Source organism: Cedecea sp. Ae19-4 (genome assembly GCF_059801165.1).
Genome location: NZ_JBCHWG010000001.1, coordinates 1,428,733 through 1,453,000, shown reverse-complemented (window position 1 = coordinate 1,453,000; position 24,268 = coordinate 1,428,733). Strand labels below are relative to the sequence as shown.

General features: G+C 52.1%; 25 protein-coding genes. 10 read left to right on the top strand and 15 right to left on the bottom strand.

What is annotated here, in order from left to right; translation table 11 throughout:
* Positions 1-430: 430 nt before the first annotated feature.
* A complete protein-coding gene (locus tag AAIE02_RS06960) occupies positions 431-994 on the bottom strand; it encodes a winged helix-turn-helix domain-containing protein (RefSeq protein WP_498532229.1) in 564 nt (187 codons plus the stop codon).
* Between the two features lie 391 nt (positions 995-1,385).
* Here AAIE02_RS06960 and AAIE02_RS06955 point away from each other — a divergent pair, with 391 nt between their 5' ends.
* From AAIE02_RS06955 to AAIE02_RS06945, 3 genes are all read left to right on the top strand, one after another.
* Positions 1,386-2,039, top strand: coding sequence for a LuxR C-terminal-related transcriptional regulator (locus tag AAIE02_RS06955; RefSeq protein WP_336981140.1), 654 nt, complete (start codon positions 1,386-1,388; stop codon positions 2,037-2,039).
* 1,075 nt (positions 2,040-3,114) lie between these two features.
* The gene (locus tag AAIE02_RS06950) at positions 3,115-3,966 is read left to right on the top strand and encodes an aldo/keto reductase (protein WP_498532228.1); all 852 of its coding nucleotides are present in this window, start codon (positions 3,115-3,117) and stop codon (positions 3,964-3,966) included.
* 26 nt (positions 3,967-3,992) lie between these two features.
* Positions 3,993-4,982, top strand: a complete 990-nt coding sequence (locus AAIE02_RS06945; RefSeq protein ID WP_498532227.1) for an aldo/keto reductase — start codon at positions 3,993-3,995, stop codon at positions 4,980-4,982.
* A 34-nt stretch (positions 4,983-5,016) separates the two neighbouring features.
* Here AAIE02_RS06945 and AAIE02_RS06940 read toward each other — a convergent pair whose 3' ends face one another.
* Positions 5,017-5,910: a LysR family transcriptional regulator gene (locus AAIE02_RS06940; RefSeq protein ID WP_498532226.1), complete on the bottom strand. Its 894-nt coding sequence runs from the start codon at positions 5,908-5,910 to the stop codon at positions 5,017-5,019.
* 381 nt (positions 5,911-6,291) lie between these two features.
* Entirely contained in the window at positions 6,292-7,203 is a 912-nt protein-coding gene (locus AAIE02_RS06935; RefSeq protein ID WP_008458980.1) for a LysR family transcriptional regulator, read from the bottom strand.
* A 142-nt stretch (positions 7,204-7,345) separates the two neighbouring features.
* On the opposite strand from AAIE02_RS06935, the gene AAIE02_RS06930 reads away from it, so the two are divergent.
* The 3 genes from AAIE02_RS06930 to AAIE02_RS06920 all read left to right on the top strand — a co-directional run bounded on the left by AAIE02_RS06930 (position 7,346) and on the right by AAIE02_RS06920 (position 10,900).
* Complete coding sequence (locus AAIE02_RS06930) at positions 7,346-8,656, top strand: serine hydrolase domain-containing protein (RefSeq protein WP_498532225.1); 1,311 nt, start codon at positions 7,346-7,348, stop codon at positions 8,654-8,656.
* A 287-nt stretch (positions 8,657-8,943) separates the two neighbouring features.
* Complete coding sequence (locus AAIE02_RS06925) at positions 8,944-9,603, top strand: DUF1345 domain-containing protein (protein ID WP_498532224.1); 660 nt, start codon at positions 8,944-8,946, stop codon at positions 9,601-9,603.
* 286 nt (positions 9,604-9,889) lie between these two features.
* The gene (locus AAIE02_RS06920) at positions 9,890-10,900 is read left to right on the top strand and encodes a glycosyltransferase family 9 protein (RefSeq protein WP_498532223.1); all 1,011 of its coding nucleotides are present in this window, start codon (positions 9,890-9,892) and stop codon (positions 10,898-10,900) included.
* Positions 10,901-10,939: 39 nt separating this feature from the next.
* Here AAIE02_RS06920 and AAIE02_RS06915 read toward each other — a convergent pair whose 3' ends face one another.
* The 3 genes from AAIE02_RS06915 to AAIE02_RS06905 all read right to left on the bottom strand — a co-directional run bounded on the left by AAIE02_RS06915 (position 10,940) and on the right by AAIE02_RS06905 (position 13,334).
* Positions 10,940-11,389, bottom strand: a complete 450-nt coding sequence (locus AAIE02_RS06915) for a hypothetical protein (protein WP_498532222.1) — start codon at positions 11,387-11,389, stop codon at positions 10,940-10,942.
* 446 nt (positions 11,390-11,835) lie between these two features.
* Positions 11,836-12,222, bottom strand: a complete 387-nt coding sequence (locus tag AAIE02_RS06910; protein ID WP_498532221.1) for a VOC family protein — start codon at positions 12,220-12,222, stop codon at positions 11,836-11,838.
* 170 nt (positions 12,223-12,392) lie between these two features.
* Positions 12,393-13,334 carry a LysR family transcriptional regulator gene (locus tag AAIE02_RS06905; RefSeq protein WP_498532220.1) on the bottom strand — a complete coding sequence of 314 codons (942 nt, stop codon included), beginning with the start codon at positions 13,332-13,334 and terminating at the stop codon, positions 12,393-12,395.
* Between the two features lie 140 nt (positions 13,335-13,474).
* Here AAIE02_RS06905 and AAIE02_RS06900 point away from each other — a divergent pair, with 140 nt between their 5' ends.
* The gene (locus tag AAIE02_RS06900) at positions 13,475-14,878 is read left to right on the top strand and encodes a DHA2 family efflux MFS transporter permease subunit (protein WP_498532219.1); all 1,404 of its coding nucleotides are present in this window, start codon (positions 13,475-13,477) and stop codon (positions 14,876-14,878) included.
* A gap of 56 nt (positions 14,879-14,934) precedes the next feature.
* Positions 14,935-15,405, top strand: coding sequence for an SRPBCC family protein (locus AAIE02_RS06895; RefSeq protein ID WP_498532218.1), 471 nt, complete (start codon positions 14,935-14,937; stop codon positions 15,403-15,405).
* A gap of 9 nt (positions 15,406-15,414) precedes the next feature.
* On the opposite strand, the gene AAIE02_RS06890 is transcribed toward AAIE02_RS06895, so the two are convergent.
* Genes AAIE02_RS06890 through AAIE02_RS06880 form a run of 3 tightly spaced genes read right to left on the bottom strand, consistent with a single transcriptional unit; the run spans position 15,415 to position 17,003 of the window.
* Positions 15,415-15,807 (bottom strand): VOC family protein, encoded by a 393-nt coding sequence (locus tag AAIE02_RS06890; RefSeq protein ID WP_336981378.1) that lies wholly within the window; start codon positions 15,805-15,807, stop codon positions 15,415-15,417.
* Positions 15,808-15,867: 60 nt separating this feature from the next.
* Positions 15,868-16,509: an ECs1377 family protein gene (locus AAIE02_RS06885; protein ID WP_336818696.1), complete on the bottom strand. Its 642-nt coding sequence runs from the start codon at positions 16,507-16,509 to the stop codon at positions 15,868-15,870.
* Between the two features lie 11 nt (positions 16,510-16,520).
* Positions 16,521-17,003, bottom strand: a complete 483-nt coding sequence (locus AAIE02_RS06880) for a GNAT family N-acetyltransferase (RefSeq protein WP_166864085.1) — start codon at positions 17,001-17,003, stop codon at positions 16,521-16,523.
* Positions 17,004-17,131: 128 nt separating this feature from the next.
* Between AAIE02_RS06880 and dsbG the strand changes: the two genes are divergently transcribed.
* Positions 17,132-17,878 carry a thiol:disulfide interchange protein DsbG gene (gene dsbG, locus AAIE02_RS06875; protein WP_442892748.1) on the top strand — a complete coding sequence of 249 codons (747 nt, stop codon included), beginning with the start codon at positions 17,132-17,134 and terminating at the stop codon, positions 17,876-17,878.
* Between the two features lie 3 nt (positions 17,879-17,881).
* Here the strand turns inward: dsbG and AAIE02_RS06870 are convergent, their stop codons facing one another.
* The 5 genes from AAIE02_RS06870 to AAIE02_RS06850 all read right to left on the bottom strand — a co-directional run bounded on the left by AAIE02_RS06870 (position 17,882) and on the right by AAIE02_RS06850 (position 22,834).
* Positions 17,882-18,817 (bottom strand): zinc-dependent alcohol dehydrogenase family protein, encoded by a 936-nt coding sequence (locus tag AAIE02_RS06870; protein ID WP_498532217.1) that lies wholly within the window; start codon positions 18,815-18,817, stop codon positions 17,882-17,884.
* A gap of 91 nt (positions 18,818-18,908) precedes the next feature.
* Positions 18,909-19,433 (bottom strand): GNAT family N-acetyltransferase, encoded by a 525-nt coding sequence (locus AAIE02_RS06865; protein ID WP_166873978.1) that lies wholly within the window; start codon positions 19,431-19,433, stop codon positions 18,909-18,911.
* Positions 19,434-19,690: 257 nt separating this feature from the next.
* The gene (locus AAIE02_RS06860) at positions 19,691-20,158 is read right to left on the bottom strand and encodes a GGDEF domain-containing protein (RefSeq protein WP_498532216.1); all 468 of its coding nucleotides are present in this window, start codon (positions 20,156-20,158) and stop codon (positions 19,691-19,693) included.
* Between the two features lie 57 nt (positions 20,159-20,215).
* Complete coding sequence (locus AAIE02_RS06855; RefSeq protein ID WP_336981109.1) at positions 20,216-21,268, bottom strand: diguanylate cyclase; 1,053 nt, start codon at positions 21,266-21,268, stop codon at positions 20,216-20,218.
* A gap of 84 nt (positions 21,269-21,352) precedes the next feature.
* Entirely contained in the window at positions 21,353-22,834 is a 1,482-nt protein-coding gene (locus AAIE02_RS06850) for a GGDEF domain-containing protein (protein WP_498532215.1), read from the bottom strand.
* A gap of 316 nt (positions 22,835-23,150) precedes the next feature.
* On the opposite strand from AAIE02_RS06850, the gene AAIE02_RS06845 reads away from it, so the two are divergent.
* Complete coding sequence (locus AAIE02_RS06845) at positions 23,151-23,273, top strand: hypothetical protein (RefSeq protein ID WP_254902675.1); 123 nt, start codon at positions 23,151-23,153, stop codon at positions 23,271-23,273.
* 9 nt (positions 23,274-23,282) lie between these two features.
* Here the strand turns inward: AAIE02_RS06845 and glsB are convergent, their stop codons facing one another.
* Complete coding sequence (gene glsB, locus AAIE02_RS06840) at positions 23,283-24,227, bottom strand: glutaminase B (RefSeq protein ID WP_034809294.1); 945 nt, start codon at positions 24,225-24,227, stop codon at positions 23,283-23,285.
* Positions 24,228-24,268 lie beyond the last annotated feature (41 nt).

Genomic DNA, 24,268 nt, shown 5'->3' with positions numbered 1-24,268 from the left:
TGTTGTAGGGCATAAGCATAAATGGGATCATGATAATTAGATCCCATTAGAAAGAGCACGTCTGCGCCGCGATGGCTATCGAGTAAACAGGTGGGTGCCAACTGACAAGCATCCGGTAAGTGCAAAAATAGATGAATATACCATCAGGGTAATTAACGATTTCATAGTCTCTCTGGCACTTAAAAAAGGGATACGCAGCCGCTTAGCGCAGCTATAGAACATAATACAAATACCCAAAACATCAATTTTCGATACATCAGCACGTTTCCCACCTCATATGAATTTTTCTTAGCATGTCAGAGATACATCAAGAAAATGTCAATGAATAATGGAGCAATAGTCAAGGCCCCATACACGAGGGGAGAGCATCGCATGTCATCCTGGGCAGGCAATATAACGCCGTTATAAGTTGGAAAGCCTGACAAGAAGCTTATGGCCAGTAAATAAAGGCAAGCATACACAATGCAATAATCAGTACAACACTTAAATATACCCATAAATATAAATTGTTATTAGATTGCATATTGCTATTTATGTTACTTATATTCACAGGTTTTGTCGGTGCTTTCTCTGCCGGTACATCGCTCCTCTTCAGTGGAGACTCAAGCGTTTTTTCTTTAATATCTTCAATGCCCGCAATGGGTTTTCGGTTTTTTTCAATACTAACGTCAACGGTTTCAGGCACACACCACCCACGCCGCGTCAGAGTTTCAATAATATTTTTATCACCGCCGACACCGATCAATGCCTTTCTTATAATAGAAATATTCTGATAGATCGTATTATTGGAAACAATTGTTTTGTTCTTTCCCCAAACTAACGTGTGAAGCTGTTTAATGGTGATAACCTGGCCATGTTGTGACAGCAATAGGTGTAGGCAACGTGCTGTTGATGCCGGCAGAGTAACAAATTTTTTTGGGGCGCTTAACGATGAAAGCGTGTGGTTGCCAGGATCAAATTTTACCTGATGATTGACTAAAATAACCTCAGACATTCCATATCCTCCAGAAAATTCAATCGCTTTAAGTTTTACTGTTTTTAAGATCTCGTTATCAACATGTAACCAATAGGCAACCCCGTAGTTAATAACGCATGATTATCATTACGTTATATATTAATTGATGTCATTGCAAACACACAGAATATTAACAAAATTTAATAAATATAAAGTGTGCCACGCTAAGATAGAAAATTCCACCGCTCTCTCGTAAGATAATTCCCAGGCAAAAAAAATCATGAAGAGAAAATGAATGAAGATACAAGTTAAAGTAAGTGGATTAACTTAGGCGTTGCCATAACCATTCCATCTACATGTAATAAAAATACCAACCATCGACATTCAAGTTACAAGTAAAATTAATTTACAGATTAATAAGAGCATTACAATGCATAGAGTTTGTGTAATATCAGATGATTTTTACTATCTCGTGGGACTAGAGGAAATCACATTCAATGGCGTTGACACAATATTCTTTACAGATATTAAAACATGCTTGAAAGAAATTATGGGTAGAGCTTACACGCTTTACATAATATCCATTCGCTCTTTAGCTATGAGCAGAGAACTTGTATGTTGGATGTCAGAAAAAAAACCAGCTATAACGCTCGTATATGATATTCCAGTGGAAAAGCTTTACTCTCACTCTCGTTGTCTGTCCAAACGAGATAGCATAGAAAGCATTAATCGTTTTTTGTCTGATAGCGCGCAGGGGAGAAAAAAAGAAAAGAACAACATCACACCGAGGCAAATGATAATTGTCAAGCGGTTAACATCCGGTGATACGGTAAAATCAATTGCACGAGAAGACAATCGATCCATAAAAACCGTGTCCGCCATAAAGAATAGTATTTTGGTAAAAATAGGTCTAAAGCCGATGAATGATTTGTCGCTATTGATTGTTGATATGATTATTTGCTCTGCAGGCTTTAAAAAAAATCATATGATCAAAACAATCCAACAAAATGAGAATGTTACCAGCGATTTTGATGGGGGGCCTTCGATTTACATCGCGCAGCTGCCGGAGAGCTACAAACAGTAACGTTCACAGGATGCTCCCGTTATTATGCAGTCGGGATGGCTGTACCTGAGATAATACCGCGATTAGCAAAAAATAGGGTAGGGAAGATCCCTCCCGTTGAGCCCATAAGGATTAACGCGCACTGATTTTTTCAGCGGCTGAATGTGGACTCAAAGTCGCAGCATCTCCGAATTCTGACCAGGACGTAGGCTGTGATCGATGACAAGAAGGATTTCCAGGTGGGTATGATTTCCCTTAGTGAATTTCTGTCACTTACTGTGGTTTCCCACGGTTTGTTCTAATCTTACTCACTGGATTTGGTTGTGTGAATTAGATGATTAACAATATCAGTCCAGGTGATCGCACGGCCAGCGCTATGGCTGGCATCAATCGCCAGCCGTTCGAGTTTGAGCGCATTGCATAACCGCAGAGCTTATCCGTCCTATAACATTGCAGACGATTTGTCGTGTGTAACTGGTGAGGAAACAGTACGACGATCCGTTTTGCATAATTGCTCACGACTGAATAAGGATAACAGGACAGAAGTTATTGTGGCTGCGAACACTTTGGCATTCATGTTTTTAACGGTAACGTCGGGCAGTGACAAAACTTGTTATGGTGCTGACCGGGGTTGGCCAAGCCGCGCAGTCATGATGACAGGTTTGGGGCTAATCCGGCGAGGCAGCTTCACCAGAGTCGTTCTGATGGACCATGACCTGATGGCTGGGTTTTCCTGTGCCAGAATGCTGGATTCTCTCTAACGCCTTTATGGTGCGCATAATGTATATTATGTTAAATTAAATTCATTGCTCATTGAGTTCATAACCGGCCACAGACCACGACTAATCATACACTTACCTATCCCCCATCTTCTACTTACCGGACGTTATGCTTCCCGCTTCTGATCTGTCGTCAGTACTTTCGGCCCAAAGCCACCTGTAGCGTCTCTTTACCAGCATGGCTTCGGCGAGTAGCTTCTTGAGGCGGACGTTCTCTTTAATGAACAAATCTAATAAACCCTAGCTGATTATCCCATCTAATTGAATAAATCAGTTTGCGTTATGCTTTTCCAACACAACAGCTGAAGGATTACGTCATGCAAACGGTAAAACTGAACAACGGGATTGAAATGCCCCTGGTTGGCTTTGGTGTGTTTCAGATGTCTGATGCCGCTGAATGCGAAAGAGCCGTTATTGATGCTATCGATACGGGATACCGCCTGATCGATACCGCCGCTTCATACCAGAATGAAACCCAGGTCGGGAACGCTCTGAAGCAAACTGGAATCTCCCGTAGCGAACTGTTTGTCACAACCAAACTTTGGCTACAGGATACGAATTACGAAGGCGCTAAAGCCCAATTCGAACGCTCCCTGAATCGACTGCAGCTGGATTACGTTGACCTGTACCTGATTCACCAGCCTTACGGCGATGTCCATGGAGCCTGGCGTGCTATGGAAGAACTGCAGCAGGCAGGCAAAATTCGCGCTATCGGCGTCAGCAACTTCCATCCTGACCGACTGGCCGATCTTATCGCCTTCAACAAAGTTATCCCTGCGGTGAACCAGATTGAAGTTAACCCCTTCAACCAGCAGCTGCATGCCGTTCCATGGAATCAAAGTCGTGGCATTCAGCCGGAAGCCTGGGCCCCGTTTGCCGAGGGTAAAAATGGTCTATTCCAGCATCCCGTTCTAACGGCAATTGGGCAAAAGTACGGCAAAAGCGTGGGCCAGGTTGTGCTGCGTTGGATCTTCCAGAGAAGCATCATTTCACTGGCGAAGTCTGTGCGCAAAGAACGTATGGAAGAGAACATCAACATTCTCGATTTTGAACTCAGCGCTGAAGATATGCTGCAAATTTCCGCCCTCGACACCGCAACCAGCGCCTTCTTCTCTCACCGTGACCCGGCAATGGTGGAATGGCTGACTGGCCGCCAACTTGATGTTTAAGCCGCGATAAAAGAGGTATTCATTCAATGCAAAAACGTTATCTGGGTCAATCCCGACTCGAAGTCTCCGCACTTGGGCTTGGTTGCATGGGCTTAAGCCACGGCTACGGCCCGGCAACCGATACCCGACAGGCTATCGAGCTCATTCGCGCTGCGGTTGAACGTGGCGTCACCTTCTTCGATACCGCTGAAGTGTATGGCCCTTTCCTAAATGAAGAGGTTGTCGGCGAAGCCTTAAAACCGTTTCGTGACCGCGTGGTTATCGCCACCAAGTTTGGTTTTAGTTTTGGCGAAGACAACAAGCAACAGATTTTAAACAGCCGACCGGAGCATATCCGTGAAGCTGTGGAAGGATCGTTACGCCGTCTCAAGACTGATGTTATTGATCTGCTGTATCAGCATCGTGTCGATCCGGATGTCCCAATTGAAGATGTTGCAGGTACCGTAAAAGACCTGATCGCTGAAGGCAAAGTTAAACATTTCGGCCTGTCCGAAGCGGGTGCGCAAACCATTCGTCGTGCACATGCCGTACAACCTGTCACTGCCCTGCAAAGCGAATACTCAATGTGGTGGCGCGAGCCTGAGCAGGAGATCCTGCCATTACTGGAAGAACTGGGCATTGGTTTCGTTCCCTTCAGCCCATTAGGTAAAGGCTTCCTGACGGGAGCAATTAAGCCAGGAATCACTTTTGGCAAGGATGATTACCGCAGCACCGTGCCGCGTTTCGCCGGGCAGGCGATTGAAGCCAATGAAAAGCTGGTCTTATTGCTGGGTGAGCTGGCGGCAGAGAAAGGCGTGACGTCCGCGCAAATCGCGCTGGCATGGCTGCTGGCACAAAAGCCGTGGATTGTTCCTATCCCTGGTACCACCAAACTGCACCGGCTGGAGGAAAACCTGGGGGCTGCCGACATCATTCTTTCGCAGGATGACTTACGTCAGATAACGCAGGCGCTTGAAACCATTACAATCGTCGGCGAACGATACTCCCCTGAACATCAGGCTCGAGTGGGCCGTTGATACCCGGACGGGGCCGCTGGAATTGGCGGACCCGTTATTCCTGGTAGCGAAGTGCATCAATCATCAGCGCAAAAGCGGGCGGATGCTGCTTACGGCTCGGGTAGTAGAGGTAATATCCGGGGAAAGATGGACACCAGTCCTGCAGAACCTGAATAAGCTCTCCTGCCTTTATATACTCCTGCACTCTGTCTTCTGGTATACAGGCGATACCAAAACCGGATAACGCCGCATCAATTCGTTCCGCCTGCAGATTAAAGGTTACCTGCCCTTCTACTCTGACCCGTAACGGTTTCCCTTCCTTCTCAAACTCCCAGTGGTAAAGCCCACCGGCTGTCGGCAGGCGCATATTGATGCACCGATGATTTTGAAGTTCGTGCGGCGTTTCAGGTGCAGGATTTTCAGCGAAATAAGACGGCGCCCCTACCACAGCCATTTTCATATCCGGCCCAATTCTTACCGCAATCATGTCCTTATCCACGCTTTCGCCCAGGCGTATCCCGGCATCAAAACGCCCCTCAACAATATTGACAAAGCCGTTATCAACCACCAGTTCGAGATTAATTTCTGGATATTCCCTGAGGAAGGGTTTTAGCTTCGGCCATACCACACTTCGCGCGGCATGCTCCCCGGCAGATAAACGGATATTGCCGGAGGCGGTGCCGTTCAACTGAACCAGTGATTCCAGTTCCTGCTCCAGATCGGCAATGCGGGGTTCAAGGCAGGCAATAATTCTCTCCCCGGCTTCTGTGGGAGCAACGCTTCGGGTCGTGCGGGTCAGAAGGCGGATATTCAGCCTTTCCTCCAGGGCCTTTATCGCGTGGCTGAGTGCAGACTGAGAAACCCCCAGTTTACCCGCTGCTTTGGTAAAACTTCGCTCCCTTGCCACCACAAGAAAGATTTGCAGTTCGTTGAAGTTTTCTTTTAGCATCGACGATTTCCTTATGGAGGCTTTCCCTTCATCGCACCCTCATGAAGGGTGTTCATAGACACAATTATTTTAGCCCTTATTGCCACAACTACTAGTTTTCGGAGGGTCTCTTCCGTCGATACCTGAGCTGAAGGTCCGCTGCGAGCGATAAGTAGACCTAAAGAAAAACGTGACATTTATCATGAAATTAGAAAGTCAAGTTCATGAACCGACAGTCGCAAAATAGTTAAATTCAATCCATGGGTCTATTACTTGGTGGTTCTGTGGTGCCGCCACGGCAATCAGCATATTGTGATTTTTGAGATACCTCCCTTTTCTTATGTTAGGTACTGCTTTACCGTTAAGCGCTGAGCCTGGCTCAGATGCCGGAACTATTCAAAGTTACACGTCGCACTCCTTGTGCGTGCTCACCTCTCGCCACAGCGCAGATAACCAGGTCAGCGAATCATCGATCAGCATCCGCTTTTCGCTCCCAGGCCGCCAAATCGTCACCATAGTCTGGCTAATACCTTCATTGCCCACCACCGTGGGAATAGCCATAACATTTTTCCAACGCACCGCCTCAAAATGAGTCGGTAAAAATCCCCATCCACACCCGGCTTCCATCAGGCTACGCAGCATTTCAAGCTCATTGGCCACAATGATATTCCCGGAGATTTGCAGCCGCCGCGCCATTGGTACGTCGCTTGTGGAGTGCATCACCACCTGTGGCGTCAAAGAAAGGTCAAGCAGTGAACACGGACGTTTGGCCTCTTCAAACAGCGGCTCTGCGGCGTAAAAATCCATGTCGATAGCCCCGAGCGCACGCCACTCCATGTCGCTGCCGACGCTGTGATTGTTGGCCTGAAAGAAGCCCAGATCGACCTCCCCGCTCGCCAGCGCTTTTTCGCCTTCCGCGCGCGAGGTGCATCTCAGACTCAGACGGATCCCCCGCGTCGCCATCCGCGTAATTAATGCCTTCAAAAAACGGCGGGGTGTAAAGGGGTCGTAGGCGACGCCCAGCTCCTGAACCTCCGTTGACGGCACCTGACGGGCAAACTGATCGAATGCTCTTGCCTGACGCAACAGCAGGTGCGCCTGGCGATGAAGCTGTTCGCCTTCTGCTGTCAGCTGCAGCGATCGCCCCTGGCGGGCAAACAGCGGGTAGCCAAAGCTATCTTCCAGCAGATCGATAAGATCGCGCAGCGTGGTGCGATCTTTCTCCAGCTTCATCGCAGCTTTCATCAGACTGCCGTGTTCCGCAACGGCAGTGAAGGCTTCAAGTTGAGAAAAAGAGTAAGACAATGACGGCACGTTGGGCTCCTTTTGCCGTGTTTATGGGGGATTATCCCCCATTACGCGTTTTTTATTATAGTGCCGCCATTTTTATACTGCATCCATCCCGTCATCCCGCCGGGACAACATGTCTATGGGTTTAACTTAAATAGAGAACGCTATGATAAATAAACATAAATCCTTGCCTGCAAAGTACTGCCTTCTGGCAGGTCTGGTGGCTGGTGCATTCCTCTCCTCTCCCGTAATGGCGGCTTGTGAAGGCACCGAACTCACCGCCTGCCCGGTCCCTTTTGATGCAAAACTTCCCGATACCAAAACGATGCTGAGCTGGGATCAAGCCGAGCGTGTTATCGGTTTTCGTAACGATTACCGTAATTATCAGGGCGATGTTTTCCACCACGGCAAATCCGTGCCGTTAGCGATGGCTGAAAAACCACTGACGCAGGCTCGCTATCAGGTCAACGGCAAACTGTGGACGCTACAGGATTATATTAAACGCCAGAACGTCAGCGGTATGCTGGTACTGAAGGACGGTAAAGTTGCCTGGAAATATCTTGGTGAAGGCAATACCGACACCACACTCTGGACCTCTCGTTCTGTGGGGAAATCGGTGGTGTCTACACTCGTGGGTGTGGCCTTAAAAGAGGGAAAAATCCACTCAATGGACGATCTGGTCACGCAGTATGAACCTGAGTTGAAAGGCACCGCCTGGAACGGCGTGACGCTGAAACAGTTGATTCAACACACCTCTGGCGTGGCGTGGAATGAAGATTACGCCAATCCGCAGTCTGACTTCGCCAAACTCACGCAGTGTGAAGCGCACGCGGGTACCTATGACTGCGTCCGCTCGCTGGTTTCTGGTCTGAAACGCGCCCACCCAGCGGGTGAAGTGTGGTCTTACTCCTCCGGCGGTGCATGGCTGCTGGGCGATGTGCTGGAGCGCGCAACGGGTATGACGCTTGCTACCTACCTTGAGAACAATATCTGGCGGCCGTACGGTATGGCGAACGATGGTGTATGGCATGCCTATACCAAAAACCAGCATGATGTAGGCGCACACGGCTTTAACGCCACGCTGGAAGATTGGGGACGTTTCGGCGAATTCGTACTGAACAATGGCCGCCTGCCGAACGGTAAGCAGGTTCTGCCGGAGAACTGGGTTGCCCAGTCGGCCGACTGGAACAGAGCGAAGAACTCCGTCTCTGCGGCGCATCCACAGGGGCTGTATGGCTATCAGTGGTGGAATAACGAAGTGCCTGCCAACGCTAAAAACGTGGAACCAACGCCGCAGGATTCGCTGAAAGGCTCCATGTGGGCGCTGGGGATTTATGGGCAGATGATCATGGTCAACCGTGCGGAAAATCTGGTGATCGTCCAGTGGTCTACCTGGCCGCAGGCGGAACCGTCGTTCAGCGCCCAGCCGCTGGAAGCTTCGCTGATGTTCAGCGCTATTGCGAAGGCATTGCATTAATCATCGGAGATAACCACGCCAGAAATGCACCTTAAGCTCTGGCGTTTTCAGTGAGGGATAAGGGTATCCTCTGGAGGGAAAGGATACCGCCCAACATCTTTTCAGTTGGCGAAGTGAAGATTGTCTAAGCCGTATTCCTTTTTTGACAGCATCCCAGTGCGTCTGAATTCACGCAGGTAATGCAAATGGATGGTCAAGAAATCGCTACTTATCAGCCCTTTCAGACCATCATGGCTTTAGCCTCGTCTACAGTTAACTTATCTAATTCTCATCGAATAAATCACCCCATGAGCTTTTCGTTAAGGACTCACCTGTTCGCCCGCCTTCGGTTATTGATTTCAGTGGCTGCCGGCGTCGTTTGTTACTTCGCCTTTCCCGCTCAGCTTGGCATGCTGCAGCGGCTGTTGATCGGCTGGAATGTTTTGGCCTGGCTTTACCTGATTTTTATCTGGTTTCGCATGCTGCGAACGGAAGTCTGCGACATCCCGAGAATAGCCAGGGTACAGGATCAAAGCGCCGCGCTTGTGTTAAGCCTGCTTATCTTTGCCTGCATGGCCAGCCTCGTGGCGATTATGAGCGAACTTCCGTCGCTGCGTTCTTTGTCAGGAACCCCGCTTGTGCTGCATATTTTACTGACGGCAATGACGCTGGTCGTCTCCTGGACGTTGCTGCCCAGCGTTTTCGCGATGCACTATGCCCATCAACATTATTTGCATCGCAGCAAAGAGATAACCCCGATGATCTTTCCTGATAAACCGAAAGATCCGGATTACTGGGATTTCCTTTATTACTCTTTCACCATCGCCGTGGCCGCACAAACAGCTGATGTGGCAACCGGCACAACCGGCATGCGTAAAATAACCCTGCTGCAGTCAGTTATCTCGTTTATCTTCAACCTGGCGATTCTGGGACTTTCCGTCAACGTGGGCGCCGGGTTGCTGAGTTAATACCTGGGACTGGCTGTCATCTCGTGAATAGCACACAAAACAGGCTATAATTTAACCAGTGACGCTCTGTGTAAAGGTGAAACACGATGCCTAATCCCTTCGATGCCTGCATGTCTATCGCGCTGATTCTGGGTGCATTACATGAAATGGGACTGATTCCCTGGTAATGCGCTTTATATGCCGGTGGTTTGCTGCAAAAAACGATGGCAGGAAATTGACAGCAGGTTGAATCTCATTAAGGTGAGAGGGATATTTTACGCCGTACTGGCCAGATCCCAGGAACCCCATGAACCCTTCGCTTCAAACTTTTGTCGGAAGTTTGCTCCAGGATGATAAAACGCTAGTCGCCTCTTACGATCTTGAGTCTTTGCCTTTTGAGCTGAAGCGCAGTCTTCATCTTCAGGCTTTACGCCAGCCCGGCATTTTTAACTATGCTTTACGTCCCTTTTCTCTCGACTATAGCCAGATCCAGAGGCTCTGTATTATCAACGGCATGGGCGTCACGCTCGGCGATTCGCTGATCGGGATTGCGGCGCTGCACGCTATTAAAGCCATAAATCCCAAACTTCATCTGACGGTGCTGCGTCCTCACACCTGCCAGTCTTATGTGGAAGAGATTTATCGGCTTGCGGGGAACGTGATCGATGAGCTGCATTTCATGCCTCAGGAACTGGCTTCACTGGAGGGATATGATGCGCTGATTGACGCGGGGAACCAGCTTTTCCGGGAGGATTTCGCCACTCAGGAAATGCACGATTTCTTCTTACGCCACCTGGGGATTGCCCCTGAGACTGTACCCGAAGAGATAAAAGCTAACCGCTGGCTACGCGACGGAATGCCAGAGCAAACGTCCCCCCTGCAAGGTCGTTACGTCCTGTTCAATCACCGCGCCAGCACGCCGCTTCGCGATATCCCGGCTGCCGTGCTGGTTGATTTAGTCGAGCATATCTATCGGCAGCACGGTCTGCCCGTGGCAGGCTTTGGAAAAATAGATCACCCGCAGTGCATCGATCTTTCTTCTCATTCCCGGACAACGTCTGACTACATCGCCATTATTCGTCACGCCAGTAAAGTCTATACCTGTGATTCGTCGGCCTTGCATATTGCCGCCGCCTTTGAGGTGCCCACGACGGCTTATTTTAACGCCATCAAACCGTCGCTGCGGGCCGCGTATTACCCGCAGTGTGAAAGCGTTGATCTGGGTACTGAGCGCTCGGCGCTCCTCCACCAGAGCGAAGATAGCGAGTTGCTAAAAGCGATAGAGGATAACTACCGGCGTTATCTGGCTGCCTTGTAATGTCTGATAAGCTGGCCGTGAATGACGGCCAGCCCCACGCTATTTATTGATGCCAATAACCAGCACGGTTGATTTCTTACATTGATTATCCTGGCAAATACCGGAGAACCAAATCTGCCCTTTGCCGATCGCCAGCCCCTGATAATTCGCAAAAAGATCCTGATATTTCTGTGCGTTAACCACCGCTACCAGATCCGGCGTAAAAATGGCGTCATAGTTTTTAATGAACTGCTGCGTCGTTTTGATCTGCACTTTTTTACCCGCCAGCGCGATCTTTATCGGATAGGAAATTAGCTTTGCCACTTCCGCTTTATTCTGCGCGGCAATCTGCGTTTTAAAATTATCAAAAAACGCATGATAGTTTTCATGCGAGCTGAATAACTTATCTAAATTCGCATCCATTGCCTGCTCGGTGGCGGCCCACAGAGTGCCAGACCAGATCAGGGAGGAAGCCAGACACAGCCTGGCGAGTAGCGACGTAAACCTCATATAAACCACCTCTTGCCTTAAATATCATTGAATTATCGTATTTATAGAATTTTAACTTTTCAGTCTGAAACACGCTTTAAGTGTTAATAAAGCGGCAGGCGTTCCCTCGACGGCATCATATATGATATAATTTTGACCAATCCATTGATTTTAATTAAAAGCAAACAAATTGTATTAATATGAAACAACTTCTCCTGGCGCTGTGCCTTTTCACTCCCTTCAAAATGTCTCTGGCGTCCGTCAGCGGAAATTTCGACGTGAGAATGACTATACTTCCTAATCCGATGCCACCCAAAGTAACTAAAGTAAAACTTTCAGCAGATACGGTGATGATCGTTAATGAATGGTAGGATTTCATTCATCAAGTCGTGTCCGGGATGCACATCCGCTCCCATAAAAAAGCCGCTCACGGTCTCCCGCAGCGGCTTTTTTATGACTGATTCAGGCTATTCCCCCGGATCTGGCTTATCGACTCTCTGCCCGACGTCTATCCGGTTCCCGTCCGGGTCGGCAAACACAAACGTCCGCAGGCCGTACTCTTTATCCTGAAGCCCCTTCACGATCCTGGCGCCCGCCTGCTGACAGAGAGCAAACAGCGCCCCGATGTCATCAACCAGAAGATGGGCCACCGGAAAATGTGCGGCCTTATGCTGAGGCTGGAGCGTCAGATGCAGCTCACTTGCCCCCTGCTGGAGGATAACAAACCCAACGGGTTCGCCGTTCTCGAAACGCTTAGTGAAGCCTAAAACGCCCACGTAAAACGCCAGTGCGGCAGGCATATTTTTGACTGGCAGCGTCGCTGCAATGCGGCCAAATCCAACTGCTGAAGGCATAATCATCCTTATATTTAAGAAACGAGCCCATCGCGCAGACGGTGCCGCAGCCATGCGTTTCTTTGTTGATGCCGGACGGTGCCAGAGTGGCCCTTATCATAAACGCCAGCCTCACCCTGCGCCAGCGTTGGCTAATGAGAATAATGTCGCAGACAAACGCGGCGTTCCCCCTATGAAGACAGATCGCCTGCCCTTTGTCGGCAGATGTTTAGTACCAGCTGCCGCAGCCAGCGGTGCGCGAGGTCTGCCTCTGAACGCGGGTGCCACATTTGGGACACAGTAATGGTTCTCGTCTTCACCGGCAGCTCAAACATTGCCAGCCTCGCGTTCTCTCCCTCGACCGCCAAAACCGGCTGATTCAGCAGGAAAGAAGCAGGCACCAGCGCAATAAGATCGGACGCCTGCGCGACCTTTAGCGACGCAGGAAATGACGGTACTATGGCGGCAATTTTGCGCGTCAGCCCTCTTTCATCGAGGGCATCGTCTACTGGCCCGCGAGTTGAACGGAGACGCCGGGAGGCCACCACGTGCCCGTACGAAAGATACTGCTCGACGGTAACCTCAGACAGAGCGGCCAGAGGATGACCGGCGCGCACCACGCCAACAAACCGATCGCGGAATAGCGCCTGGAGCCGTATCTCTGGCCCCATTTCGCCCACGACGCCGATTTCGAGATCGACCAGGCCCTCACGCAGATGCCGGGGACCTTTTTCAGGTTTGGAGGTGAAGCACAGCTGCACCCGAGGCGCTACAGCCGCCGCTGTAGTGATAAGCGCAGGCGCAAAGGCTTCGATAAAACCATCGTTGGCCCGGAGGATAAACGTACATTCCAGGGTTGAAAGCGTTAGCTCTGCCGTGGACGGGCTCAGCAAAGCCCGAGCCTCCAGCGCCGCGTTTCTCGCCCGCTCGCGAATCGCTTCGGCATAGGGCGTCAGCACCATATTTCTGCCCGCTCTGACCAATAGCGGATCGCCGGTTGCAGCCCGCAGGCGGCTCAGCGTGCGGCTCATCGCCGACGCGCTGAGTCCGAGGCGTCGCGCGGCGCCGGCCACGCTGCCTTCCGCCAGAAACGTATCCAGCGCCAGCAGCAAATTCAGATCGGGGTCATTCATTCAGGCATCCTGTAAAGAGATATGGCGTTTGGTGCAACTATTATCTGCATATGGTGCGTCTTCCGCCTCTCTTTAAGTATCACTATATTTGCAGCACTGACAACCTGAGACTGATGACCGCGCAGCGGGAAGGAACAACGATGGAATTATTTTCAAACCAACCAGGAGATGAGGGCCTGCCGGGCCGCCCGCGTATGATGGCGATGTTTGCCGTGATGACGACGGTCACAATGGCGGTGTTCGATGGCTCAATGGTGAACATCGCGCTGCCAAATATCGCCCGCGCGCTCGACGTTTCCGCCAGCGACGCGGTTTGGGTCGCCAATGGCTATCTGTTGGCCGCCGCCATGACGCTGGCGATTTTTGCCGCGCTGGCGACCCGGCGGGGATTCAGGCAAATTTTCGTCTTTGGGCTGAGCCTGTTTACGCTGGCATCCGCGGGCTGTGCGCTTTCTACCTCGCTCGAGATGTTGGTTTTGATGCGGATATTGCAGGGCATCGGCGGCGCGGCGGTACTGAGCATTTCTCCGGCAATCCTGCGTTCGGTTTTCCCCACCCGCCTGCTGGGCAGGATCCTCGGTCTGAACGCCTTCTTAATCGCTACCAGTACGGCCATAGCGCCGCTCCTTGGGGGAACGCTTCTTTCAACCTTAGGCTGGGAATGGCTTTTTGCAGTTAATTTACCGTTAGGCATTGTGGCGCTTTGGCTCAGCCTCCGCGTCCTGCCGGGGGAAAAGGCCACCCATCCCAAGCCCTTTGACTACGCCGGTGCGTTTCTGTCTGCTCTGCTGCTGGGCGCGCTGATCGTGGCCGCCGACAGCTTTACTAAAAGCGGAGGGATTGCCCAGGCGGTGGCTTATAGCCTGACGGCATTGTTGGCGGGCGCGGCATTTATCTGGCGAGAACGCCGCGCCGCTCAGCCCCTGCTGCCGCTGACGCTGTTCGCCTCCGCGCGATTTTCGCTGGCGGCCCTGACGTCTCTGATTTCGTTTATCGGGCAAGGGATCACATTTGTCGCCCTGCCGTTTTTATTCCAGAACGTTTATGGCTACAGCGCCTTTGCATCGGCCCTGCTCTTTACGCCCTGGCCTGTGGGAATAATGCTCGCAGCCCCCCGGGCCGGACGACTGGCCGACAAATATTCGCCGGCGCTTATCGCCACCACAGGTTTAGGCGTGTTTGCGGCTGGCCTGATACTTTTAGCCCTGTTGCCCGCCCACGCTCAGGCATGGGACATCGGTTTACGGAGCCTGGTATGCGGCATTGGCTTCGGTATTTTCCAGAGCCCCAACAACCGGGAAATGATGGCTAACGCCTCACGAGAAAATAGCGGCTACGCCTCAGGCATACTGGCCATTATGCGAACTTTCGGCCAGTGTCTCGGGGCGGCCATCGTCGGTATTGTGCTGGCGATTTACGGAAATGCCGCCTCGTTTGAGTCGCAGGCCATTACCCTCAATCTTTGGCTGGCCGCCGGAACGACATTGCTGGCTGTAGGCTTAAGCGGCCTGCGTACCCGGCAGCTACAACAGCAAAATAGTTAGCCGTAGAAAGGATCCTCAGCCAGGCTATACGGGTACCCACTCGCTGAGGAAATACTATGAATCTGGATGCTGAAACCGATTTAAAACTAGAGCGCATTATTGACGTTCCCAGGCAGCTTGTCTGGGAGTGCTGGACCCAGCCGCAGCATATCAGGCAGTTCTTTGTGCCCCGGCCTCATAGCGTAACGGCCTGTGACATAGACCTTCGGGTTGGCGGACGTTTCAATACGGTGTTTAACGTCGACGGGAATGAAATGCGTAATAACGGTGTCTGGCTGGATATTGTGGACGGTAAAAAGCTGGTGTTTACCGATGCCTACGGCGAAGACTGGAAGCCTGCTGAAAATCCGTTCATGACGGCGATTCTGCTTCTGGAAGATGCGGACAACAACAAAACGCGCTACACGGCTATCGCCCGCCACCGTACACCAGAAGCCCGACAGGCACATGAGGAAATGGGTTTCTTCATCGGCTGGAATATCGTTGTCGATCAGCTTGTCGAGTACGCCAAAGGCCTGAGGCGTTGATACCGCTGACTAAAGTGACCAGTCGCTCTTCTGCAAAACCACCCGATAACCATCGGGATCGATAAAAGTAGCCCCCTTCACGTCCCAATAAGGGTTGAATGCATCCAGCCGGGTAAAACCGGCTGCGACCATTCTGGCGCAGAAGGCTTCCCATTCGACACGATCGGGCACATAAAGCACCAGTAAGTCATCTTCGGTAGGTCGTGGGGTAATGAGATGATGCTGGCAGACCGTAAATTCCAGATGCCAGCCCAGCGACGGACCTCCCAGCATCACGCCGCTGAAACCGTCGTGATCGCTAAATTGCGCTATTTGCTGAAGACCAAGTCCCTCGCAGTACAGCTCCCGGCTTCTTTCAAGACTGCTCACCGGACGGGCAATACGCATATGGCTGATGTTCATCATTTTTTCCTGTTCTGATGTTCGCTCAACCTTAAAGGTATTCCTTTGCCATCATTTTCCTCACCGTGCGATCTCAGGCGACAAACTGTAGGCAGGAATTGGGCGGGTTGTTCCCGTCAGGCTGTCGAAGACCGTGCGTTCTGTCGTGATAATCGGCATCCCGGACTGCCTCAGCACTGAGATATCGGCGGCAATGCGCTGCAGCCCAAACCAAAACAAACCATCGAGGGCGTTGACCTGAAGCCCGCCTTCCAGGGCGATTTTCAGCCGCTCTCTCGGGTTTCTGATCTGCAGCGCGATCTGCTGATAGCCCGTCGCGGGCGTACCGCCTGGTTCGATTCTACGTATGCGATTCGAAAAACGATAGCGGAAGGCATCCGGCACGGCGCTGAGATCGTCTTTGATGCTGTAGACTTCCCCGCGCTTATTGTCATTGATCGTCACGCTCTTCTGGTTAAGCTGCAGCTCAGCGCGCAGTTTATCGATCAGCTGCGGCGCCCGCAGAAGCAGCAGCCGAAAAGGCAGTTCGAAGCTGGTCACGTAGTCCACGTTCAGCAACGCCAGGCGCAGGCGCTGCTCCGCATCCTGAGGCTCTCTCTGGAACTCCTCCTGGACTTCCTCCCACTGGCGGCTGAGGCGCGGCGACGCTTCTGTTTCGGTGAAACTGTACTTTTCAATCTGGTAATCGATGCGATCGTTCATTCAGGCACCTTTCACATGTCAGGATCCAGCTCGCAAACCATCTCGTAGCAGCGCAGCAGTGTGCCGCTGCGCGACATAGGATAAAGCCCCTCTTTCACCACGCGAAATCCCTGCGTCAGGTAAAAGTCGCGGGCGTTGGGCGTGGAAGAAAGCGTCAGTCGGCTCATTCCCCTCGATCTGGCTTCTTGCTTGATGGCCTGAAGAATCTGTTTGGCCAGCCCGCGGCCAGTCCATGCCGGTAGGGTAAAAATGGCTTCAACCGAGCCGTTTTTCAGATCCAAAAATCCCGTGGCTACCGGCTCGCCGTTTTCATTATCCGCCACAAAAAAAGGATTATTCACGATTTCATTTCGGTAACCCTCGGGCATCTCATCTGGCGTCCATGCGGCCAGCACATCTTCTGGATAAGTTTCCCGACAGCCAAAGCGAATGGCCTCGTTTCTTATTGTCCACAGCGCCTGAGCTTCATTAAGCGTGGCTCGTCTGACCGTCATTCTCTGACCTCCGAAATGCTCCGTTACGTAAAGGAAAATGAGTCTGATGACTTAACGCAAAAAGGAATGTTACCCTTTGAAGAAAATAGCATTTAATTAAGGACCGCTCGATGAAAAAAATATCTGCCCTGTCCGTTTCGCTGGCCCTGCTTTTTAACGCTTCGGCCTTTGCCGCTGGCGCTGAACTGCCAGCGCCAATAGCCGCCCTGGAAAAACAAGGCTTCGAACTGAAAGGGGAATTTAAAGCACCGGGCGACCTGCAGGGGTACGCGATGCAGTATCAGGGGCAAGGCACAATCGTATACCTGACGCCGGATAAACAGCACGCCATTATGGGCAACATGGTCGATGCCGAAGGGAAAAACCTGAGCGACGCGGAAGTGGAGAAATTTGTTTATGCGCCAATGGCCAAAGCCATGTGGCAAAACCTGGAGAAACACCGCTGGATCGCCGCCGGGAGTGAAAAAGCCCCGCGTATTGTCTACGTATTTGCCGATCCGTACTGCCCGTACTGCACCCAGTTCTGGGAGCAGGCTCAGCCCTGGATAAAGTCGGGTAAAGTTCAGCTCCGCGTGCTGCTCGTCGGGATGCTGCGCCCGGACAGCGGTCAAAAAGCGGCGGCAATTCTGATGTCGAAAGATCCGGCCAAAACGCTCGCCGACTATGAGAACAGCAAAGGTAAACTGGCGCTGCAAAAACCGGAGAAAATAGATCCGGTTATCGGGGAAGCCCTAAAAGATAACCTGACGCTGATGGACGATCTCGGCGGCAATGCCACGCCCTCAATATACTACCTGAATGCCGAAGGCCGCCTGCAGCAGCATCAGGGCATGCCGGATGCCGAAACGCTGAATACCATCCTCGGCGATAAATAACGCTTATAGCTGCAGCAGCGGTTTGCGCTGGCGGCCAGGTTCACGGAACAGCGCCAGCGCCTGCCGCCACTCCTCCAGCGCATACACCGCCGCATCGGGCTGCTGCGTTTGTAGCAACAGTTCCCAGATTGAGATAAACCAGCCCTGCCATTCTGCAACCGGCGTGACCGCCAGCGTATCGCGCAGATGAAATCGCTGCGCGGTAATGTTCTTCCCGCGCGGAGAGAACGCCTTCCCGCTCAGTAAACCGTAAGAAACCAACTCGGCATTCGGATTAAGGTGATCGAGCATCAATGTGGCTAACTCACCGCCCACGGCGTCAAACACAACGTCAACTTTGCCAGCAGCTTCGGCAATGCGATGCTCGTCATCCCCGCTCAGCGGGATAATGCCGGATTCAAGCAACGCCGGAAGACGCTGTGCCGAGCGGTAAACACCATAGACTTCCGTGGCGCCCTGCCTTTTGGCCCACTGCGCCAGTAAACCAGCACACGTTGACCCTGCCGCCGTGACCAGCACATTTTTTCCCGCCACGGGCCACTTTTTCAGCATTAACCAGGCCGCCAGAGGATTGATATACCCGCGCGCCGCAAGCTCATCCGGCACGCTGTCCGGCACGGGCACGGCCCACTGAATCGGGCAGTCAACCCACCGCTGCCAGGTGCCTTCCCCGCGCAGAGGCAGCACACGCCTGCCAATCCACTCCGGAGAATCCGCCTGCGCAACAATGCCGACGCCTTCGTACCCGGCAATACGCGGCGGAAATACCCGGTGGCGATAAGCCCCGGTAACGGGAATAAGGTCTGAGGGATTAACAGGCGCGTAATGCATGCGCACCCGGAGCGTGCCGGAGATAAACGGTGCCAGCGGCGTTTGTTCGAGGGTTAAGACCTGTTCAGGTTCGCCAAACTGCCGGAACCAGAGGGCTGCGTTTTCCATACTGAATGCCTGCAACTGCCATATTGCAGGCACTATATCACGCCTGAGTCAGCATAAACGCATCGAATAAGTGACATTGTCACCTATTGCCTCATAAATTACGGTAGTAAAACGTCGTGGAGCACGGGCTGCCGTCCGGCATTAACGCATAATGCGGGAGATCCCCCACGCGCTGCCAGCCCATGCCCTGGTAGAATATCTCCGCATCGCTGCCGGTGGCGGTGTCCAGTACCAGCACTGATTTTCCCTGCGTGGTGGCAACGGCTTCCAGATAAGCCATCAGGCGCTGGGCAATGCCTTTCCGCCGCGCCACGCGATGAACCAGAAGTTTGGCCACATCGGCCCGGTGCGGCTGATTTTCCGGCTGGCTGGTGATCAGCTGCACGGTGCCCACAATGCGCCCCTGCCCATCTTCCGCCACAATCAGCGTGCGTTCTCCCCGCGCCACGCTCTGGCCAACCTCCCCCCAAAACGCCGCGGCCTTTTCCGGCGCCAAAGGATGTAAAAAGCTGACCGAAGCCCCACCAGCCACACAATCAATCAGTACATCCGTTAATGATGCGGTTGCGGCAGCAAATTCACAGGCCTTCAGGGAACGAATACGATACTCGGGCACAGCGACTCCTGAACAGTGGTTAAGAGTTATGTCGGAATATTACCGGACATAAGAATAGTCCAGCTTACCCGGTAACTCAGGAACCCACTATTCAGAAAAGATATGGATGGGCGGTTTGGGGGGATGCGGTTTTCGTTCCAGAATAGAATCTCCCCCTTGCTGCAGCCAATAAAAGCGCATCAGGAGAGATATCCACTCAGGGTGTTAATTCCCTTCCACCATAAGGAATTATGATTGCACCGATCGTCTGTAGCTTTTCATAATTTTATCCCAGCCTGGCTGGCTTCAGCTATCACATCCTCAAGGCTGAGATGTCGCCGGGGGTCGTACTCCGCGCTTCCCCAGCGAAAGAAGAGCATCCAGCGATTATCTGCTCGCTGATTAAAATCGGTCACTTTGCCCTGCAGGTGCTGCATGGCGATAAATGCCCCTTCTTCATTCGTCCCGTTAAAAAGCAGAACAAACTCATCGCCGCCCGGCCTGGCGATCAGATCCGTTTCACGGAAAGAAGCACGCATAAGTTCTGAGAAAGCGACCAGCGCACGATCGCCCTGCTCATGGCCCAAACTGTCGTTAATCTGCGCCATCCCGTCAAGGTGGATAAATACCAGAGAAAGCGGCTCAGCCCGGCGGTTAGCGCTCCCCGTGGCGTATTGCCCCAAAAACATAAGGCCTTGACGGTTCAGCAGGCCCGTCAGCTCGTCGGTCAGGGTGGTATCGAGCATCTCATCCTCCGGTGCAGACTCATCATAGGGTCTGCTTACAGTTTAGATGATCATTACTCAGGCGGCGTAAATGCGGTTTTTCCCCGCACGTTTAGCGTTGTAGAGTGCATCATCTGCCGCTTTTAACCATTCGGCGGCATCCGGCATCTGTTTTGTCGCACAGGCAATCCCGATACTCAGGGTGCAGAACGCATTTTTTTCAGGCAGGACTCGAACATTAATGGATTCCAGCAGGATCCGCTGGGCAATACCTTCGGCTTCCTCCAGGGAGGTATTCGGCATCAGGACCACAAACTCGTCCCCGCCAAGGCGCGCCGGCGTGTCGCTGGAGCGAGCGACAATCCGCAGCACGTCGGACACCGCCATCAGAATGGCGTCCCCCACTTTATGCCCGAAACGGTCATTCACTTCTTTGAAATTGTCTATGTCGATAAACATCAGCGCCGAACTGCCGCAGGCAATGCGCAACCGCGCCAGCTCATTACTGATTTTTCGTTCCAGCAGGCGGCGATTGGCAATCCCCAGCAGGGGATCCATCATGGCAATGTTTTCCAGCTCGCGGCTCTTTTCCCGCAGCTGCAGCGCTATCGAAGCCGTCAGCATACTGAGCGCGATAGTGTAAACGGCAATCAGCGGCAGCGTGGCGTACATTGTCCGGGCAGAAACCGCCGGACTAAACGGCATCCCGTGGCTTATCCAGGTCAGCCCAAACGCAAGCAAGATTGCCAGCATCGCCCGCTTCATCAGCGGTTTTCCCCCGGCGGCCAGCCGGTCGGAAACCAGAATGGTGACAATCACTACAGACGGCAGCGCGCTGAGCGATATCATCGCAATCCAGAATCCCCCGGCTGCCGCGTCGATCACCAGGTTTTGTTTTTCACTCTTGACGGGAGAAGCAGAAAAGCGCGCTTTTAACAGCGCCACGTGCGGCCAGACAAAAGCGTTAACGACCAACAGCGCCATAACTGGCACAGAGGACTGCTGCTCAGTCAGCACCGAAAAGAGGGGCAAGAAGCACAGAAACGTCCCCAGCATACGCATGATATACATGCGATTAACGAAGCGAGAGCCGTGAGTTCTGGCATTTTTGTGAGGATCGGGTGTACGCATAACTATCTCAGGCAAACGAACCAGCCACGACAAACTGCACGGGCATACTACGCGATAATAAAGGATCCGAAGTGAACATGGCTATTAAGAATCACGCATGTGCGAGGCCGGAAACACTTCAGCGTGCACGTTACTCGCGCTGGTTTTATTGCGCCCCTGCCGCTTCGATAAATACAAATACTTATCCGCTTCGGGAATAAGCTGATTAAAGGTTGCTTCCAGCGTGTTATTACCCAGCGCCGCCTCAGCCAGGCCAATACTGACGGTGATAAACAGCGATTGTTCTTCGTAGTGAAAAGTACTGACTTCAATCGTTTTGCGGATCTGCTCGGCAATCTCAAAACCCTGCTGGTTATCCCGAACCCGGCACACCACCACAAACTCTTCCCCGCCGATGCGCGCCACCATTCCTCGCTCACCTACGGTGTCCAGCACTCTGCTGGCGAAAGAGGCCAGCACGGTATCCCCGCATTCGTGGCCCCAGCTGTCATTGATTCGTTTGAAAAAATCAATATCCAGCAGCATCACGCACAGCAGCGGCTCTTGCGGGATTGGTTGATGCCGCCCGCTGCGCTTGAGTGCTTCAAACAGCCCGGAACGGGAATAAACGCCCGTCAGGTAATCATAGTCCGCACGCCGCGAAGTCTGCTTAATCAGCTGATTAATGGCATCCACGCTGATGGAAACAATCAGGGGGCAAATCGCGATAGTGGCAATGCCCAGGCGCGCCGAGAACATCTGATCGACCAGCAACAACGGCTGTTCGGAATGGAGATTAATTGCCGCGTGGGCCACCAGCACAATTTCCACCCCGCCGGTAATCAGCGTCAGCAGCGCAGTAACCGGGAGGGGGTAGCGAATGGCGCACCAGATAAGCGCAGGGAGCGGAAACGCCAGGCTGCCCGCCCCGCCGATAATCATCGCCGTGCAGACTGCAATCACCACGGAAAAAAACGGATACATGTCTGACGGCACGATACCGGTCAGTCTCCGCCAGGAAGGCCAGCTGGCGGTCAGCAAACAGGGCAGCATCAGCACGCCGGTTGAAAACTGCTCGCTCACCCAGTCAGCATAGAGCGGCATAAACTTTTCATGGTAATCGCCGCTTATCCCCAGCGATCCTACCGCGCCAAATAATGAAGATAATATGGCGGCAATCAGCGAAAAGTTAAAAATATTAAACGCATTTAGCGCCCAGTTACTCTCATCCATATTGCGCGAATAGCGCAGCAATAAACGGGCGGCGGTGACAATAAACACCATATTTGAAAAGTTGATGATCGTCGACTGCCAGCCCCACTGGGTGGTAAAGGCGTCATAAACCAGCATTGCCGCATAGCAAATAAAATAATAAATGGCTTTGTTCAGCCACGGATTACGCACAAAGATGGCGGCCAGCACCGCATTCAGCGGCCAGAATAGCGAAAGATCGTTAACCAGCCGAAGCGAAGCGCCAAAGAAGTAAAATAGCGTGGTAAGCGCAAAAACACTGATCGCATTTAACAGCATTTTATCGGCGGAAAAGAATGAAAACTTAGGTCGATTAACCATGCTATCCTGGTTCATATCTATTCATCACCGCTGAAAATAAATAGCGCCATCAGGTGATTGCGAAAATAAGCATTAGCTTAGCATGTTTATCCCGCTAACAATCCAGGGCATTGAGAGAAAGAAGAAAATTCACTCAACTCGCCAGCGTTCCGCATGAACTATTAGCCATAAGTTAAATTTTTGCCACCTTCTCCCCCGCCTTTTGTCAACGGCAGGCTTTGTGGCTAAAAATTCAGACTTATTGCCGGGGAATAATTAGCAGCCTCAGGTTTAACCGATGTTTAACGTCGCTGCCTTATAGTCCATAAACGTAGGATTTCCCGGAGCTGAAATGCGTAAAACACCCTGGGCGGAACGACTCATCATTACCGCCATAATGCTGGCCGTGCTGGCCACCGTTAGCCTGGTTGGCGTGCTATGGTTGCGCATACCGGGATTATTATTACTGCAATAACTGCGTCGGTTAAAAAATAGAGCGCCCGATGCGCTGAGAGAGAATTTCCAGCGCGGCCGTCCCGGCCAGTGAGTTACCGGAAGCATCCAGCTCCGGGCACCACACGGCAATAGACATTTCATTCGGTACGTTGGCGATAATCCCGCCACCCACGCCCGATTTCCCCGGTAACCCCACGCGATAGGCAAATTCTCCCGCGCCGTCATACATGCCGCTGGTGATCATCAGCGCATTAATCTGCCGAGCGTGTTGAGCAGAGATCACCGGTTCAGCAATGTGCAGAGCCCGCCCCTGATTGGCCAGAAATAAAAACGTTTTGGCTAACTCCAGACAACTCATTTCCAGCGCACAGTAATGGAAATAGGTTTGCAGCACCGTAATGACATCATTCTCAAAATTACCAAATGACTTCATCAGCCAGGCAATCGCGGCATTGCGGGCCGAATGCTCAAATTCAGACCGCGCGACGCGTGTGTTATAGACTAAATCGTCAGCACCGGAGAGCGCCCGCACGACTTCCAGCATCCGCTGTTTGGGCGCGCTGAGGCGGGTTTGCAGCATGTCACATACCACCAGCGCACCGGCATTAATAAACGGATTGCGGGGTTTGCCCTGCTCAAGCTCAAGCTGTAACAGAGAGTTAAACGGCTGGCCGGACGGCTCTTTGCCTACGCGCTGCCAGATTTCAGCTTCATCATAGCGACCCATCGCCAGCGTCAGGCTCAGCACTTTAGAAATCGACTGGATAGAAAAACGCTCTGACGCATCCCCGGCGCTGAAGAACTCTCCGTCCACGGTACAAATAGCAATCCCGAGCTTATTGCCGGAAACCTCTTCCAGCGCCGGAATATAATTCGCGACCTTTCCTTGACCCAGCAAAGGGCGAACCTGGTCGAGGATCTCTTCCAGTAACTGATTGTTTAATTGAACCGGCACCGTGCGCTCCTGAGGCATATGTTAAGCGGCGAAAGTATACCAGAGCCACGGGCCGATAA